Source organism: Burkholderia sp. AU30280 (assembly GCF_020420125.1).
In the GTDB taxonomy this organism is placed as follows: Bacteria; Pseudomonadota; Gammaproteobacteria; order Burkholderiales; family Burkholderiaceae; genus Burkholderia.
Genome location: NZ_JAIZRY010000004.1, coordinates 449089 through 466271 on the forward strand (window position 1 = coordinate 449089; position 17183 = coordinate 466271).

At 65.8% G+C, this 17183-nt stretch carries 15 protein-coding genes; 11 read left to right on the forward strand and 4 right to left on the reverse strand.

Features of this window, described 5'->3' with window-relative positions; all coding sequences use genetic code 11:
* Positions 1-29: 29 nt before the first annotated feature.
* On the reverse strand, positions 30-1031 hold the full coding sequence (locus LGN17_RS12345) for a terpene synthase family protein (RefSeq protein WP_226197034.1): 1002 nt from the start codon (positions 1029-1031) through the stop codon (positions 30-32).
* Between the two features lie 416 nt (positions 1032-1447).
* Positions 1448-3772, reverse strand: a complete 2325-nt coding sequence (locus LGN17_RS12350; RefSeq protein WP_226197035.1) for a Tex family protein — start codon at positions 3770-3772, stop codon at positions 1448-1450.
* A 160-nt stretch (positions 3773-3932) separates the two neighbouring features.
* On the opposite strand from LGN17_RS12350, the gene LGN17_RS12355 reads away from it, so the two are divergent.
* From LGN17_RS12355 to LGN17_RS12365, 3 genes are all read left to right on the forward strand, one after another.
* Positions 3933-4685: a hypothetical protein gene (locus tag LGN17_RS12355; RefSeq protein ID WP_226197037.1), complete on the forward strand. Its 753-nt coding sequence runs from the start codon at positions 3933-3935 to the stop codon at positions 4683-4685.
* 75 nt (positions 4686-4760) lie between these two features.
* A complete protein-coding gene (locus LGN17_RS12360) occupies positions 4761-4976 on the forward strand; it encodes a YdcH family protein (protein WP_006478692.1) in 216 nt (71 codons plus the stop codon).
* Positions 4977-5031: 55 nt separating this feature from the next.
* A complete protein-coding gene (locus LGN17_RS12365) occupies positions 5032-7278 on the forward strand; it encodes an ATP-dependent DNA helicase (RefSeq protein WP_226197038.1) in 2247 nt (748 codons plus the stop codon).
* A 121-nt stretch (positions 7279-7399) separates the two neighbouring features.
* On the opposite strand, the gene LGN17_RS12370 is transcribed toward LGN17_RS12365, so the two are convergent.
* Positions 7400-8224 (reverse strand): outer membrane protein assembly factor BamD, encoded by an 825-nt coding sequence (locus LGN17_RS12370; protein ID WP_021163132.1) that lies wholly within the window; start codon positions 8222-8224, stop codon positions 7400-7402.
* Positions 8225-8265: 41 nt separating this feature from the next.
* Between LGN17_RS12370 and LGN17_RS12375 the strand changes: the two genes are divergently transcribed.
* The 8 genes from LGN17_RS12375 to LGN17_RS12410 all read left to right on the forward strand — a co-directional run bounded on the left by LGN17_RS12375 (position 8266) and on the right by LGN17_RS12410 (position 16599).
* Positions 8266-9474, forward strand: a complete 1209-nt coding sequence (locus LGN17_RS12375) for an RluA family pseudouridine synthase (RefSeq protein WP_226197041.1) — start codon at positions 8266-8268, stop codon at positions 9472-9474.
* A gap of 6 nt (positions 9475-9480) precedes the next feature.
* The gene (gene pgeF, locus LGN17_RS12380) at positions 9481-10320 is read left to right on the forward strand and encodes a peptidoglycan editing factor PgeF (protein ID WP_226197042.1); all 840 of its coding nucleotides are present in this window, start codon (positions 9481-9483) and stop codon (positions 10318-10320) included.
* Between the two features lie 360 nt (positions 10321-10680).
* Positions 10681-12546, forward strand: a complete 1866-nt coding sequence (locus LGN17_RS12385) for a PHA/PHB synthase family protein (RefSeq protein ID WP_226197044.1) — start codon at positions 10681-10683, stop codon at positions 12544-12546.
* Between the two features lie 99 nt (positions 12547-12645).
* Positions 12646-13827, forward strand: coding sequence for an acetyl-CoA C-acetyltransferase (locus tag LGN17_RS12390; protein ID WP_089440219.1), 1182 nt, complete (start codon positions 12646-12648; stop codon positions 13825-13827).
* A 121-nt stretch (positions 13828-13948) separates the two neighbouring features.
* Complete coding sequence (locus tag LGN17_RS12395; RefSeq protein ID WP_175956262.1) at positions 13949-14689, forward strand: 3-ketoacyl-ACP reductase; 741 nt, start codon at positions 13949-13951, stop codon at positions 14687-14689.
* Between the two features lie 119 nt (positions 14690-14808).
* Positions 14809-15375 carry a polyhydroxyalkanoate synthesis repressor PhaR gene (gene phaR / locus LGN17_RS12400; RefSeq protein ID WP_006485265.1) on the forward strand — a complete coding sequence of 189 codons (567 nt, stop codon included), beginning with the start codon at positions 14809-14811 and terminating at the stop codon, positions 15373-15375.
* Positions 15376-15805: 430 nt separating this feature from the next.
* The gene (locus LGN17_RS12405) at positions 15806-16141 is read left to right on the forward strand and encodes a lysozyme inhibitor LprI family protein (protein WP_226197051.1); all 336 of its coding nucleotides are present in this window, start codon (positions 15806-15808) and stop codon (positions 16139-16141) included.
* Positions 16138-16599, forward strand: coding sequence for a hypothetical protein (locus LGN17_RS12410; RefSeq protein WP_226197053.1), 462 nt, complete (start codon positions 16138-16140; stop codon positions 16597-16599). The genes LGN17_RS12405 and LGN17_RS12410 overlap by 4 nt, the downstream gene beginning before the upstream one ends.
* Before the next feature lie 144 nt (positions 16600-16743).
* On the opposite strand, the gene LGN17_RS12415 is transcribed toward LGN17_RS12410, so the two are convergent.
* Positions 16744-16980 (reverse strand): hypothetical protein, encoded by a 237-nt coding sequence (locus LGN17_RS12415; RefSeq protein WP_226197055.1) that lies wholly within the window; start codon positions 16978-16980, stop codon positions 16744-16746.
* Positions 16981-17183: the final 203 nt, after the last annotated feature.

Below are 17183 nucleotides of genomic sequence, written 5' to 3' on the forward strand. Positions count from 1 at the left end.
GCGCGCCGCCGAATCATCTGACCCGGCAATCAGGCAATCAGGCCGCGATCGTCCGCATCGCCGGCCGCGAATGCAGCCGCATAGCGCTGCGTATCCCGCGCCACCCAATCGAGATAGCCGCGTATCCAGTATCGGCAGCCGTCGACGAGGCCGCGCACACGCGTGTCGGCGTGCCGTGCGAGTGCATCGGCGCAGATGACGAAGTCGGTGATCTCGGTGCGTACGCGCTCGGCCGTGTAGTCGACGCTTGCCTGCAGCGTATGGCCGCGCGACGCGTGGATCAGCACCATGTTCCGGAACTGCCCTGGCTGGCGTGCCTCGACGCCGACGCTCTGGATATCGTTGCTCCAGCAGACGATATGGTTCGCGTGCCGGCACAGCGTCTGGATCTCCGGCCGATGAAACGTATCGGGCGGGACGGCGCCGGCATTGGCCGCGTCCGCCAGCGCGAGGCACGGATTCATCCCGCTCGTGTGACGCCGGATCGTCTCGTATTGCGGGATTGCGACGGGCTCTGTCCTCAGGTGGGCGAGGATCTGGAGCCCGGCGGTGGTGGCCCACAGGCGCATCCCTTGTGCGAAGCGCGCGAAATGTTCGGCCGACAGGCGCGCGCGCAGGCGCTGGCACAGATCGAGCCACGCTCGCTCGCCGTAGACAGGCTGGGGGCTGATACATTCGTAGTCGAGCACATCGATCATCGCGGTCAGATTGCGCAACGTATCAGGGCCGACCGGCGCCACACGATCGACGAACAGGTCGTCGACGAGAAAGAACCACACGAAATAATCGGCGAGCGCCTGCAGCAGGGAAGGATCGGCGTTCGGGTAGCAGCGCGCGGCGAGCCAGCCGTACCGGGTGCGCGCGACGCGTTCCCGGTAAGCGTCGCTGATGAACATGCCATATGCGTCGGCCCATTCGAGCATGCGCGATTCGATTCGTTCGACGTGCGGTGAACAGGCGCCGGCCCATGGCACATCGAAAACGGGAATGTGCAATGCGGCCAGTTCGGTTTTCAGATGGTCTTCTGTCATGGTTTCCCGATCCATTTTTCGCGAATCCGTCCCGGTTCACCGGCCAGGTGAGTACCGGATGCAATGCGTCGCGAATCGACTGCAAACAGCGAGACTGAAAGACGGGCGGGCCGGAAATGCATCGCGTGCGCGAGGGCTGCTGAGAACCTTGCCGCTGAGCGGAAAAATCGCTGCGTATTCCGGAAGCATCAAAATACTGTCGTTCGCAGATTTATTTTATGTACCGCTTGTGAAGCGTCAAGAAAACGTATCTCACAACGCGGATTGTTCAACTCGCCGATTAAACACGGGTAAATGATGATGAAAACGCGCATATTCGGTTTTCATCGCGAATACTGGAAATGCGTATGACGACTCAATAAAAAATGCCCGCCGGAAGGCGGGCATTTTTGTATGTCGAGAACGCTTGCGCGTACTCAGCGTTTCAGCTTCGCGAACGCCGCGGCCATTGCGCCGGCCGGTTCCGGCTCGCGCGAACGCTGCGGGCGGGCGGCGCCGCGCCCTGCGGTGCCGCGATCCTGGCCGCCGCGCGACGACATGCCGGGCGCTGCCGCGTCGTCGTCGAGGCGCATGGTCAGCGCAATGCGCTGGCGCTTCACGTCGACGTCGAGCACCTTCACCTTGACGACCTGGCCGGCCTTCACGACTTCGTGCGGGTCCTTGATGAACTTCGTCGACATCGCGGATACGTGGACGAGGCCGTCCTGGTGGACGCCGATGTCCACGAACGCGCCGAATGCGGCGACGTTCGTCACGACGCCTTCGAGCGTCATGCCCGGCACGAGGTCCGACACCTTCTCGACGCCTTCGCGGAACGTCGCGGTCTTGAATTCGGGGCGCGGATCGCGGCCCGGTTTCTCCAGCTCCGACAGGATGTCGCGCACGGTCGGCAGGCCGAAACGTTCGTCGACGAATTCAGCGGGGGACAGGCCCGACAGCGCCTCGCGGTTGCCGAGCACGTCGTCGATGCGCTTGTTGATCTTCGCGAGCATCCGCTCGACGACCGGATAGGCTTCCGGGTGCACCGACGAGCGGTCGAGCGGATTCTCGCCGCCGTTGATGCGCAGGAAGCCGGCGGCCTGTTCGAAGGTCTTGTCACCGAGGCGCGGCACCTTGCGCAGGTGCTCGCGCGACGGGAACGGGCCGTTTGCATCGCGATAGTCGACGATGTTGCGTGCGAGCGTCGCGTTCAGGCCCGACACGCGGGCGAGCAGCGGGGCCGACGCGGTGTTGGCGTCGACGCCGACCGCGTTCACGCAGTCCTCGACGACCGCGTCGAGCGAGCGGGCGAGTTCGCGCTGGTTCACGTCGTGCTGGTACTGGCCGACGCCGATGGCCTTCGGCTCGATCTTCACGAGCTCGGCGAGCGGATCCTGCAGGCGGCGTGCAATCGATACGGCACCGCGCAGCGACACGTCGAGCTCCGGGAATTCCTTCGCGGCCAGCTCGGATGCCGAATAGACCGACGCGCCGGCTTCCGACACGACGATCTTCTGCAGGCGCAGCTCCGGGTGTTTCGCGATCAGTTCGCTCGCGAGTTTGTCGGTTTCACGCGACGCGGTGCCGTTGCCGATGCTGATCAGCTCGGCCTGCGTCTGCGCGGCGATGCGTGCGAGTTTCGCGATCGAGCCGTCCCAGTCGCGGCGCGGCTCGTGCGGGTAGATCGTGTCGGTCGCGAGCACCTTGCCGGTGCGGTCGACGACCGCGACCTTCACGCCCGTGCGCAGGCCGGGGTCGAGACCGATCACGGCCTTCGGGCCGGCCGGCGCGGCCAGCAGCAGGTCGTTCAGGTTGCGCGCGAACACGCGGATCGCTTCGGTTTCGGCCGTTTCGCGCAGTTGCGTGAGCAGCTCGTTCTCGATATGCGGTTGCACCTTCACGCGCCAGCACCAGCGGCATACGTCGGACAGCCATTTGTCGGCCGGGCGATTCTGGTTTGCGATGCCGAAATGGCGTGCGATCATCCCCTCGCCGGGATGCGGCACCTGCGCGTCGAGTTCTTCACCGAGACCGAGCTTGACCGTCAGCACACCCGCATTACGGCCGCGGAACAGCGCCAGGGCACGGTGCGACGGCACGGTCTTGATGGTTTCCGCGTAGTCGTAATAGTCGCGGAATTTCTCGCCTTCCTCGTTTTCCTTGCCTTCGACGACGGCCGACGACACGACGCCCTGGTTGTACAGGTAGTCGCGCAGCTTGCCGAGCAGCTCGGCCGTCTCGCCGAACTGTTCGGACAGGATGTCGCGCGCGCCGTCGAGCGCGGCCTTCACGTCGGCGACGCCCTTGTCGGCGTCGACATACGCGGCCGCCTCGGCCTGCGGGTCGAGCAGCGGGTTCGCGAGCAGCGCCTGCGCGAGCGGCTCGAGGCCGGCTTCGCGGGCGATTTGCGCGCGCGTGCGGCGCTTCGGCTTATACGGCAGATAAAGGTCTTCGAGCACCTGCTTGCTGTCGGCCGCATCGATCGCGGCGCGCAGTTCGTCGGTCAGCTTGCCCTGTTCGTCGATGCTCGACAGGATCGCCGCGCGGCGATCCTCGAGCTCGCGCAGGTACAGGAGGCGTTCCTCGAGTTGGCGCAACTGCGTGTCGTCCAGGTTGCCGGTCACTTCCTTACGGTACCGGGCAATGAACGGAACGGTCGAGCCTTCGTCGAGAAGTTGCACTGCCGCCGCGACCTGGCGCGGCTGGACGGACAGTTCGGTGGCGATGCGCTGTACGATCTTGAGTGCTACGGTTTCCGTCATGTCGTGGATGATGTGCCTGCTGAAATCGCGGCGCGGGCCGGCGGGCCCGAAGCGGCGGGCTGCGTGGCGGGCCCGACGGGCCAGATGCCGCGGGTGAGTGAAGCGGGGCATTTTGCCATAAATGGCGGAGCGTCCAGCCGGGGGTGATAGAATTTGACACATGTCCCGCAGCTTTCCTACGACGTTGCCAACTTCCCGAATTTCTCTCGTCGCGCTCGGCGCAGCGCTCGCCGCGGCTTTGTCTGCCGGGGCCTCCGGCGCGTTCGCGCAAGCTTCGGACGCAACCGCGCCGGCCGCCGCCGCGGCTGCGCCCGCGATGGCCACGGCCGCACCGGATTTCGACGCCCGTCAAAAAGTGCTCAATCAACGCTCCGCAGAAAACGATTATCGTTATGCGGTGGCCGAGCACGATTGCTACAGCAAGTTCTTCGTCAATCACTGTCTCGGCAAGGCGCGTGACCAGATGCGCGACGAGCGGGCGAGCATCCGCCAGGAGCAGCTCGCGCTCAACGACGAGCAGCGGGCGGTGCGCGCGCAGCAGCGCGACCAGCAGCAGGCGCTGAAGGCGGCGCAGAATGCGGCGGAGGCGCCGCAGCGCGCGGCGAACGATGCGGCAAACGCGGCTGCGTTCCGCGACAAGCAGGAGCAGAATGCGCTGAAGCAGGCGCAGCGCGGCGCGGAAGGGCCGCAGCGCGCGGCGAGCAAGCAGGCATACGACCAGAAGCAGGGCGATTTCCAGCGCAAGCTCGACCAGGCGCACCAGCAGGCCGCGCAGAAGGCGCAGGAGCGGGCGGACAACGCCGCGCGCTACGAGCAGAAGCAGAAGGAAGCCGAGCAGCACAAGGCCGATGTCGAGCGGCGTCAGAAGGAAGCGGCCGAGAAGGCGCAGCAGAAGCAACAGCAGGGGCAGTAACGTGTTGGATTGATCGGGTCAGTCTCGGGCGCGCGGGCACGCCAGTCGGCGCGCTGCTTCGATGAGGAGGCAAATATGCAAAACCGTCACACGGAACAGCAGCAGGAATTGCACAACCGTTTGGCTGCATTGCAGGAGCAGCACCAGCAGCTCGCTCGGGAGATCGAGCTGAAGGAAGGGCACTCCGACATCGACGACATCACGCTGCACCGGCTGAAGAAGGAAAAGCTGGCGGCCAAGGACAAAATCATTTTGCTGCAGTCGCAGCTGGAACCGGATAAGCGCGCCTGAGCGCGGCCTGGCAAGCGCCGGCGCCGCCCGGGCGCTGGATACAGGAACGCTTGCCTTGAATTCACCGCTTGAAGCCACCCCCGATGCCCGGCGCGACGTGTCGTCCGCCGGGCGCGCTCGTGCGCCCGAAGGCACCTTTGAGCTGAGCCGCAAGCGCGTCGACGAACTCGACACGATCTTCGGCGAAGGCGGATTGCTGGCGCGTGCGCTCGACGGCTATCGGCCGCGTATGTCGCAGATCGAGATGGCGCGTGCCGTCGCGTCCGCGATGGAGGCGTCCGCCCGCCGGATGCCCGAACCCGAGATCTTCGAAACCCGCAAGCGGCCGGCGCGTCGCCTCGGCGACGGCGGCAAGGCGGCCGAGCCCGGCGCGGACGGCGGCGCAACCGAGTCCGATAGCGATGCCGGCGACAACACGCTGATCGTCGAGGCCGGCACGGGTACCGGCAAGACCTATGCGTACCTCGTGCCCGCGATGCTGTGGGGCGGCAAGGTGATCGTGTCGACCGGCACGAAACACCTGCAGGACCAGCTGTTCCAGCGCGACATCCCGACCGTGCGCAACGCGCTGGCGGTGCCGGTGTCGGTCGCGATGCTGAAGGGCCGCGCAAACTACCTGTGCCACTACTACCTGCAACGCACGGCCGACAACGGCCGGTTGCCGTCGCGGCAGGATACGGCCTATCTGCAGGAAATCGTCCGTTTCGCGAAGATCACGAAGAGCGGCGACAAGGCCGAGCTCGCGAGCGTGCCGGAAACGGCGCCCGTGTGGTCGATGGTCACGTCGACGCGCGACAACTGCCTCGGCCAGGAATGCCCGCATTACAAGGATTGCTTCGTGATGCAGGCGCGGCGCGAGGCGCAGCAGGCCGACATCGTCGTCGTCAACCACCACCTGTTCTTCGCGGACATCATGCTGCGCGACACGGGGATGGCCGAGCTGCTGCCGAACGCGAACACGGTCATCTTCGACGAAGCGCACCAGTTGCCGGAAACGGCGACGCTGTTCTTCGGCGAGACGTTGTCGACGACGCAGATTCTCGAGCTCGCACGCGACACGGTGGCGGAAGGCCTGAGCCATGCACGCGACGCGGTCGAGTGGGTGAAGCTCGGCGGCGATCTCGAGCGCGCGGCGCGCGACTTGCGCCTTGCGTTCGCGAACGACCAGATCGTCCGCATGTCGCTCGCCCAGCTCGGCGACGATCACCCGATGTTCGGCGCGCTCGATGCGCTCGAGGCTGCGCTCGACGCGCTGGCATCAGCGCTTGCGAGCCAGGCCGAACGGGCGGAATCGCTCGGCGCGTGCCTGCGGCGAGCACGCGAGCTGCAGGACCTGCTGGCGGGCTGGGTCGCGCCTGGCGCGACGGAAGCGGCCGCGAAGGCCGATGCAGCGGCGGCCGGCGACAAGGCGGCATCCGACGGCGATCCGAACGAGAAGGTGCGCTGGGTCGAAGTGTTCGCGCATACCGTCCAGCTACACGAAACGCCGCTGTCGGTCGCGCCGATCTTTGCCAAGCAGCGCGCGGGCGTGCCGCGCGCATGGGTGTTCACGTCGGCCACCTTGTCGGTGCGCGGCGATTTCACGCACTACGCGGCGCAAATGGGCCTCAGCTCGCGTCGCTCGATGACGCTCGCGAGCCCGTTCGACTACCAGTCGCAAGGGCTGCTGTACGTGCCGCGCAACCTGCCGCAACCGTCTTCGCCGGCGTTTACCGACGCCGTCTTCGACGCCGCGCTGCCGGCGATCGAGGCGTCCGGTGGCGGCGTGTTCATGCTGTGCACGACGCTGCGCGCGGTCGACCGGATCGCGTCGAAGCTGCGCGACGTGATCGAATCGCGCGGCTGGAACACGCCCCTGCTCGTGCAGGGCGATGCGAGCCGCACCGAATTGCTCGACCGTTTCCGTGCGTATGGCAACGCGATCCTGGTCGGCAGCCAGAGTTTCTGGGAAGGTGTCGACGTGCGCGGCGACGCGCTGTCGCTCGTCGTGATCGACAAGCTGCCGTTTGCGCCGCCGGACGATCCGGTGCTGGCCGCGCGGCTCGACGCGCTGACGAAGAAGGGGCTGAGCCCGTTCGCCGTGCACCAGTTGCCACAGGCCGTGATCACGCTGAAGCAGGGGGCGGGCCGGCTGATTCGCGCGGAGACGGATCGCGGCGTGCTGATGATCTGCGACACGCGGCTCGTCGACAAGCCCTACGGTCGCCGGATCTGGCAGAGCCTGCCGCCGTTCAAGCGGACCCGCGAGATCGCGGTTGTCCAGGACTTCTTCGACGAGCATCGCTCGGAAAAACGCACGTGACGGCACGCGCGGCGACCGCCGCGCGCCCGCATCCGTGCCGCCGGAATGCGGTGCCAACAAAAAACCCGGCCATCGAGCCGGGTTTTTTGTTGGTGCAGCTGGTGTTGCGTTGCTCAGTGCTTCAGAACTGCCACCACGACTTCTTCGCGCCGGGGCGCGAGTGGCCCGTGACGTACGGGCTGTCGGGGAACGTGCCGGCGAGTACTCGCTTCGTGTCCTCGGCAAGTTGCGGCTGGTTCAGCTTGCCGTACGACAGGATCATGATGTGCAGCGCGTCCTCGATCGCCGGGGCGCCCTTGTAGTCCTTGATCGCGAGCTGCGCACGGTTGATGGCCGCGACGTAGGCGCCACGACGGTAGTAGTAGTCGGCCGCGTGCACTTCGTGCGATGCGAGCGCGTTGACGATGTAGCGCATCCGCGCGGCGGCGTCGGGCGCGTACTTGCTCTTCGGGAAGCGGTCGACGACGACCTTGAACGCATCGTACGATTCGCGCAGTGCCTGCGGATCGCGCTCGCTCATGTCCTGGCCGGAGAAGCGGCCGAACAGGCCGAGATCGTCGTTGAAGTGGATCATCCCTTTCAGGTAGTACGCGTACGGGATATCCGGATGATCGGGATGGAGCTGGATGAAGCGATCGACGGCCTGGTCGGCGGCGGCCGCTTCGTTATCCTTCCAGTTGCAGTATGCAACGTTGATCTGTGCCTGTTGCGCGAAATGGCCGAACGGATCGCGACCTTGCAGCGATTCGAAATATTTCGCGCACTTGCCCCAGTCGCCGCCGGACAGTGCGTCCTGGGCCTCTGAGTATAATTTGTTGTTCGACCAGGTAGCCGTCTCGTCCTGCTTCTGCGGCAAGCCGTGGCAGCCGGCGATGAGGGCCGCGGCCGCTACCGCCGCAGCCCGGGCGGCGACGGTTCTGGCCGTACGTTTGGTCGAATTCATCATGCTCGCATGTCCTAGCTTCAAGTCTCGGTGACCCAGTCTAAATGACCCGTTCAAGTTCGCAGAATGCCCAGCCGGGCACACCAAATCGCGAAGATTATAGCCCAAGCGATCGGCCCGCCGACGCTGCCTCGGGGGATTCCCTCGATGACGATCTGACCGGCGACGCAATACAGCCGCCCGTCGTGCCGTCCGCGGCGGCCGATGACGCGCCGCGCATCGTCGAAGTGCCGATGTCGCTCGCGGGTGAACGCCTCGACAAGGCGCTCGCCCAACTGTTCCCCGAATTCTCGCGCAGCCGCCTGCAGAGCTGGATCGAGGCGCAGCGCGTACTCGTCGACGGCGCGCCGTCGAAGATCCGCCAGCCGGTGCCGCTCGGCGCGAAGATCGAGCTCGTGCCCGACCTGCTCCCCGAGCAGCTTGCCTTTGCGCCGGAGCCGGTGCCGCTCGACGTGATCTACGAGGACGACGCCCTCGTCGTCATCAACAAGCCGGCCGGCCTCGTCGTGCATCCGGCCGCCGGCAACTGGAGCGGCACGATCCTCAACGGGCTGCTGCATCGCTATGGCGACGCGGCGGCCGGCCTGCCGCGCGCAGGGATCGTCCACCGGCTCGACAAGGAAACGTCGGGCCTGATGGTGGTGGCGCGCACGCTGGCCGCGCAGACGGACCTCGTGCGCCAGTTGCAGGCCCGCACGGTGAAGCGCCGCTATTTCGCGCTCGTGTGGGGCACGATGCCCGAGGAAGGCACGATCGACGCGCCGATCGGCCGCGATCCGCGCGAACGCACGCGCATGGCCGTCGTCACGGGTGCCTCGGGCAAGCCCGCGCGCACGCATTTCCGCACGGTTGACACATGCCTGTGGCAACGTCAGCCGGTTTCGGCGATCCAGTGCGATCTCGAGACGGGCCGCACGCACCAGATTCGCGTGCACTGCGCGCACGTCGGGCATCCGCTGCTCGGCGATCCCGTGTACGGCCGTGCGCGCGGCAAGCGCTCGGTCACGCCGCTGCCGGACGGGTTCGCGCGACAGGCGCTGCATGCATGGCGGCTCGGCCTCGTACATCCGGTCACGGGCAAGGCGATGCAATGGCGTTGCCCGCTTCCGGACGACATGAACGCACTCGTTGCGGCGCTCGGCTTCGGGCAGGGCGACGAGGAATTCGACGACGACGACGGTGTCTACGACGATGACGATTTCGGCGGCGAGTATCACGATGACGAGCCGTACCTGGACGATGAGGAGGAGTGAGTGCCGATGACGAACCTGGCGCCGTTGACGTGGCGGGACTGCGTACAGCCCGATTGGCAGGTGTCGCCGCGCGTGCGCGCGCTGATCACGACGCGTGACGGCGGGGTGAGCGAAGGCCCATTCGGGCGCTGGCAGGGCGGAGAGGCGCTGCCGGGCGGAATGAATCTCGGCCTGCATACCGGTGACGACCCGGCCCATGTCGCCGGGAATCGCGCGCGCTTGCTGGCGCTGGCGGGCCAGTTGAGTGCCGCGTGGCTCGAGCAGGTTCACGGCGCGCAGATCGTGCGGGCGGACGAGGTGATCGCGGCGGCGCCTGCTGCCACGGCACCGGTGCAGGCCGACGCGAGCGTCACCGACCGGGCGGGTGCCGTCTGCGTGGTAATGGTCGCGGATTGCCTGCCCGTGCTGCTGTGCGACACGCAGGGCCGCGCAGTCGGCGCCGCACATGCGGGCTGGCGCGGGCTGGCGGCCGGCATCGTCGAGCAGACCGCGGCGCGCGTCGCGGCACTCGCGGGCGGCGCGACGGACGCGCTTCATGCGTACCTCGGGCCGGCGATCGGCCCGCGGGCGTTCGAGGTCGGCGCCGACGTACGCGACGCGTTTCTCGACACGGCCCCGCAGTCGGAGCATGATGAAACCCGGCTTGCGTTCGTCGCGATCGATGGCGCGCCGGGCAAGTTTCTTGCCGATCTCTATGCGCTCGCGCGCCTGCGTCTCGCGCGTGCGGGCGTTGCGCACGTGAGCGGCGGGACGGCCTGTACGCTCACCGAACAGGATCGCTTCTATTCGTACCGGCGCGATCGCGTGACGGGCCGCATGGCGGCGGCGATCTGGCTGGCGGATTGACGGGATGCGTATGCGCGTGGGGTTTGTTGCGTCGCAAAATCGGGTTATCTCGATATTTTGGCAGTCATGCCACGCAGCATGCGCGATCGAATGAAAGATTGCGACGTCAAGTCAATCAAAATGTTTTATGTTTCGCCGGAACCCTTGTCCCGTCTGTTGCGCGAGGATTATCTCCGTACGGAAATGTTCAGCGGTTTGACATGGCGCTTCACATGGGGAAAACGATAATGATAAAAATACCGCACTGCGGCAGAATCTGGAGACGCCTCTCCAGAGCATGACGGCCCGGCTCGCAGCCGGCACGCCGCGCGCGAGCAGGATTTCACGATAGACGCTCACGAATCACCGGTAAGGCAGGTAATGACAGCATCGAAAAAATCGTCGACGTCCGCTCAGGCGGGCACTTCCCCGGGCAGCATTGGTTTCGATCCGGCCGCCCAGCCGATGCAGCAGATGTTCGAGTCATGGTTGAATGCATGGCGCGGTTTTGCGGATCCGGCACGCGCCGCGACTGCGTCGGCCACCATGAATCCGTTCGCGACATTCCAGTTTCCGACATCGTTTCCGTTCCGGATGCCGTCGATGCCCGATTTCGGCGCGATGGCGTCGCCGTTCGCCGGGTTGAAGCTGCCGGCCGCCGCGATTCCGCCCGAGCGGCTGCAGGCGCTGCAGGCCGACTACGCGCGCGATTGCATGGCGCTGATGCAGCAGGCCGCCGCGGCGAAGCTCGAGTCTCCCGAACTGAAGGACCGCCGTTTCAGCGGCGATGCGTGGAAGGCGTCGCCGGCGCATGCGTTCGCGGCGGCCTGGTATCTGCTCAACGCGCGCTATCTGCAGGAACTGGCCGACGCGCTTCAGGCCGATCCCAAGACGCGCGAGCGCATTCGTTTCACGGTCCAGCAATGGACGGCCGCAGCCGCGCCGAGCAACTTCCTCGCGCTCAATCCCGATGCACAGAAATCGATCCTCGAAACGCAGGGCGAAAGCCTGCGGCAGGGGATGATGAACCTGCTCGGCGACATGCAGCGCGGCAAGATTTCGCAGACCGACGAATCGCAGTTCGTGGTCGGCAAGAACCTCGGGTGTACTGAAGGTGCGGTCGTCTACGAGAACGACCTGATCCAGCTGATCCAGTACACGCCGAAGACGGACAAGGTGTTCGAGCGGCCGCTGCTGATCGTGCCGCCTTGCATCAACAAGTTCTACATCCTTGACCTGCAGCCCGAGAATTCGCTCGTCGCGCATGCGCTGTCGAACGGCCATCAGGTGTTCCTCGTGTCGTGGCGCAACGCGGACGCATCGGTCGCGCACAAGACGTGGGACGACTACATGAACGAAGGGCTGCTCGCGGCGATCGACGCCGTGCAGCAGATCAGCGGCCGCGAGCAGATCAACACGCTCGGCTTCTGCGTCGGCGGCACGATGCTCGCGACCGCGCTCGCGGTGCTCGCCGCGCGCGGCGAACATCCGGCCGCGTCGATGACGCTGCTCACCGCGATGCTCGACTTCACCGACACCGGCATTCTCGACGTGTTCGTCGACGAGGCGCACGTGCAGATGCGCGAGCAGACCATCGGCGGCAAGAACGGCGCGCAGCCGGGGCTGATGCGCGGCGTCGAATTCGCGAACACGTTCTCGTTCCTGCGGCCGAACGACCTCGTGTGGAACTACGTCGTCGACAACTACCTGAAGGGCCGCACGCCGGCGCCGTTCGACCTGCTGTACTGGAACAGCGATTCGACGAGCCTGCCGGGCCCGATGTACGCGTGGTACCTGCGCAATACCTATCTCGAGAACAAGCTGCGCGAGCCGGGTGCGCTGACCGTGTGCGGCGAATCGGTCGACCTGACGCTGATCGACGTGCCGACCTTCATCTACGGCTCGCGCGAGGATCACATCGTGCCGTGGCAGACGGCCTATGCATCCACGTCGATCCTGTCGGGCCCGCTGAAGTTCGTGCTCGGCGCGTCGGGGCACATCGCGGGCGTGATCAATCCGCCGGCGAAGAAGAAGCGCAGCTACTGGGTCAACGACAGCGACCTGCCCGAATCGGCGGACGACTGGTTCGCCGGTGCAGCCGAGCAGCCGGGAAGCTGGTGGACGACCTGGGTCGAATGGCTCGATCAGTACGGCGGCCGCAAGGTGGAGCCGCCCGCGCAGCCCGGTACCGCGCAGTTCCCGGTGATCGAGCCGGCGCCGGGGCGTTACGTGTTGCAGCGCGATTGACGAAAACCGGACAGCGGAGCACGCTGTCCGATGCACCGCAGTTTTTTTAACAGGGCCGGTAGCGATGCGCCGTGTCGTGCGGGCCTGGAGGAAAGGGAAATGACGGACGTAGTGATCGTATCGGCCGCGCGGACCGCGGTCGGCAAATTCGGCGGTTCGCTTGCGAAGATTGCGGCGCCGGAGCTGGGCGCGACGGTGATCCGCGCGGTGCTGGAGCGTGCGGGCGTGAAGCCCGAGCAGGTCAGCGAAGTGATCATGGGCCAGGTGCTGACGGCCGGCTCGGGGCAGAACCCGGCGCGGCAGTCGCTGATCAAGGCCGGGCTGCCGAATGCAGTGCCGGGGATGACGATCAACAAGGTGTGCGGCTCGGGCCTGAAGGCCGTGATGCTGGCGGCGAACGCGATCGTCGCGGGCGACGCGGAGATCGTGATCGCGGGCGGCCAGGAGAACATGAGCGCGTCGCCGCACGTGCTGCCGGGCTCGCGCGACGGGTTCCGGATGGGCGACGCGAAGCTGGTCGACACGATGATCGTCGACGGCCTGTGGGACGTGTACAACCAGTACCACATGGGCATCACGGCGGAGAACGTCGCGAAGGAATACGGGATCACGCGCGAGGAGCAGGACGCGTTCGCGGCGCTGTCGCAGAACAAGGCGGAAGCCGCGCAGAAGGCCGGGCGCTTCGACGACGAGATCGTGCCGGTGGCGATTCCGCAGCGCAAGGGCGAGCCGCTGCAGTTCGCGACGGACGAATTCGTGCGTCACGGCGTGACGGCGGAATCGCTGGCGGGGCTGAAGCCGGCGTTCTCGAAGGACGGCTCGGTGACGGCGGCGAACGCGTCGGGGCTGAACGACGGCGCGGCGGCGGTGCTGGTGATGTCGGCGCAGAAGGCGGCGGCGCTGGGCCTGACGCCGCTGGCGCGGATCAAGGCGTACGCGAACGCGGGCGTGGATCCGAGCGTGATGGGGATGGGCCCGGTGCCGGCCTCGCGCCGGTGCCTGGAGCGCGCGGGCTGGACGCCGGGCGACCTGGACCTGATGGAGATCAACGAGGCGTTCGCGGCGCAGGCGCTGGCGGTGCACAAGCAGATGGGCTGGGACACGTCGAAGGTGAACGTGAACGGCGGGGCGATCGCGATCGGTCACCCGATCGGCGCGTCGGGCTGCCGGATCCTGGTGACGCTGCTGCACGAGATGGCCAAGCGTGACGCGAAGCGCGGGCTGGCGTCGCTGTGCATCGGCGGCGGGATGGGCGTCGCGCTCGCGGTCGAGCGTCCGTAACCGGCCGGTCTCGACCAGCGAACCGAATCCGTGTGCCGGCCGATTGCGGTTTCGGCCGGCGTCACGTGAAGTCAGAGGGGCCTTCGGCTGCCCTCGAAACCAAAAGAATGGAGTGAGATATATGTCTCAGCGAATTGCGTACGTAACGGGCGGGATGGGCGGCATCGGCACCAGCATTTGCCAGCGTCTGTCGAAAGACGGCTTCAAGGTCGTCGCGGGCTGCGGCCCCAACTCGCCGCGCCGTGTGAAATGGCTCGAGGAACAGAAGGCGCTCGGGTACGATTTCATCGCGTCGGAAGGCAACGTCGGCGACTGGGACTCGACCAAGGAAGCGTTCGACAAGGTGAAGGCCGAAGTCGGCGAGATCGACGTACTGGTCAACAACGCGGGCATCACCCGCGACGTCGTGTTCCGCAAGATGACGCACGAAGACTGGACCGCCGTGATCGACACGAACCTGACGAGCCTGTTCAACGTGACGAAACAGGTGATCGACGGGATGGTCGAACGCGGCTGGGGCCGGATCATCAACATTTCGTCGGTGAACGGCCAGAAGGGGCAGTTCGGCCAGACCAACTACTCGACCGCGAAGGCCGGTATCCACGGCTTCACGATGTCGCTCGCACAGGAAGTCGCGACGAAGGGCGTGACGGTCAACACCGTGTCGCCGGGCTACATCGGCACGGACATGGTGAAGGCGATCCGCCCCGACGTGCTGGAGAAGATCGTCGCGACGATCCCGGTGCGGCGTCTCGGCGCGCCGGAGGAAATCGGTTCGATCGTCGCGTGGCTCGCGTCGAATGATTCCGGTTTCGCGACGGGCGCCGACTTCTCGCTGAACGGCGGCCTGCACATGGGCTGAGCGTCCGCGCTGCGCGGGCCGGGCGGCCGCGCAGCCGGGCGTTTTCCGAAGGCCCCCGCCTCCCGGATTCGGGCGGCGGGGATTCGTCACTTCCGCTACGCTGCACTCAAAGGCGTTACATGACTACTACAAAGAAGACGGCCGAACGGCTCATCAAGAAGTACCCGAACCGTCGGCTCTACGATACCGAGACAAGCACGTACATTACGCTGACCGACGTGAAGCAGCTCGTGCTGGAGCAGGAGGACTTCAAGGTCGTCGATGCGAAATCCAACGAAGACCTGACGCGCAGCATCCTTCTGCAGATCATCCTCGAAGAGGAAAGCGGCGGCGTGCCGATGTTCTCGTCGTCGATGCTGTCGCAGATCATCCGTTTCTACGGGCATGCGATGCAGGGCATGATGGGCACGTACCTGGAAAAGAACATCCAGGCGTTCATCGACATCCAGAACAAGCTCGCGGATCAGTCGAAGAACCTGTACGAAGGCAACGCGATGAATCCGGAAGTCTGGTCGCAGTTCATGAACATGCAGGCGCCGATGATGCAGGGGATGATGACCAGCTACATCGAGCAGTCGAAGAACATGTTCGTGCAGATGCAGGAGCAGATGCAGAACCAGGCGAAGTCGATGTTCAGCACGTTCCCGTTCAAGCAGCCGGGCGCGTCGGAGCCGGAAAAGAAGTAACGGTTTCGCGGCAGGCCGACCGCGGTGGGCAACCGGTCGGGCGTCGGTGCCGTGAAGCAACGCGGTGCGGGTCGGCCGATCGCGCATCCGTGCGCGACGATGGGCGGCCGCCGCCTGCCGGATCCTCTCGCCGACGGTCGTTCATGACCGTCGGCACCGAATGCGCGTGCCGGGTACGGGCGTGCATGACCGTTGTCCGGTCGATCGAGATCCAGTCACCCGTGAATGATCCCGGCGTGCATCGCGCCTGGCGGTGTGCATTCATGCAGGCACGCGTACCGATATGCGGCGCCGCAGGGTGATGCGTGATTGCAGCGTTCGGCGAAAGGCGATACCGGTACCCGGCATCACGGGCCACGATGGGCAATGCCGCATCGACGCAGCATGATCAAGAAAAAGCCAATTGAGAGAGAGCATGCGAGGGATTCGAATGGTAGGGGCCCGCAGGCTGGCGGGTCTTGCGTCGATGTTCGTGATGGGCGTTGGCGTGGCGGTGCCGGCCTTTGCGATGGATTGCGCGAAAGCCGCGCAGCCGATCGAGAAGCGCGTCTGCGCGAGCCCTGTATTGCGTGCGGCCGACGCACGCATGAATTCGGCCTATGCGGGCGTGCTGAAGGCCGCGCCGGACACGGCCATCCGCGACATGCTGGTGCGTAGCCAGCGCCGCTGGATCGACGCGCGCAACAACCGTCTCGGTGCCGATTACGAAGGCCGCCCGCTGGCCGTCGACGAAGTGCGCAAGGCAATCGATCGGCTAAAGGATTGATCGCGCGCGCACAGGCCGAGCGCCAGTGGCTCGCGAAATACACAGGCGGCCCGCTCACCGGTTTCGATGCGAACTGCGATTTCATTCCCGACGATGCGCGCGGCGCGCACGTTTCCTATGCATGTTTCGGCGCGGTCCATGTGCAGCATCATGCGCGGGTCTGCAGCCAGAGCGAGGACTGGGCGACCGGCGCGGTTTATCAGTACCGCTCGGTGAGCACGGCCGATGGCGGGAAGGTGCGACCGGTGGCGTTCTGTGAAGCGCAGGCGCATGGGAGTGCGTGCGACAACGGCGGAAAGCAATCGGCGTGGATGCGTGCGGGGGCGTCCGGTGACGATAACCGCGCGTCGGCGCCGGTGAGCGGGTTGCCGCAGCTGGATGCGGAAATGTGGCCGATCGGCGATGGAGACGATGCGGTGTGGTTCGATCGCTGCTTGACGGCGGCGAAGTTTCCGTGAGTGCAGGACTGGATTGAGCCCGCTTCGGCGGTTTTTTTTACGATTTCGTCGCTCGAGTGATTTCATGCAACGCAGGCCGGGCGTGTGCGATTGCCGGCGGCAAGGCCGACGGGTCCGGCCCGAATTGTTTCGCCGCGCCGGGAATTATTGCGCGTCGTCGTGCGGAGGAAGGTCGAGCACGAGCTTGACGGCGCTGTAGTTGGCCTTGAGCGAAAACACGCGGCCGATCACGAGAAACGTCTGGCGCGAATTCTCGAGTTCGACAAAGTCGCCCAGTTGCGGCACGTGCGCGCCCTGGTCATACGAAAAGCTGGTGCTGGTTTGCTCATCGATGGCTTCTGCTGCGTGCTCGGTGAATTCGATCGTGATGTGGGTGGTCATGCGGGCCCCGCTGGGTCGATTGAAAAGGGTGGATGCCGGGATTTTCGCATAGCGGGTAGCGGTTTCGGGACGATTCTTGCTTGATGAGTGGCATTGGGGACGGAGCCAGAACGCGGCTTCGCGCGAAATGAAGGGGCATATCCAATAGGGCTCGACAGCAAACCCGAAACGCACCGGGCATTCGAGCGGGCGATCCACATCGT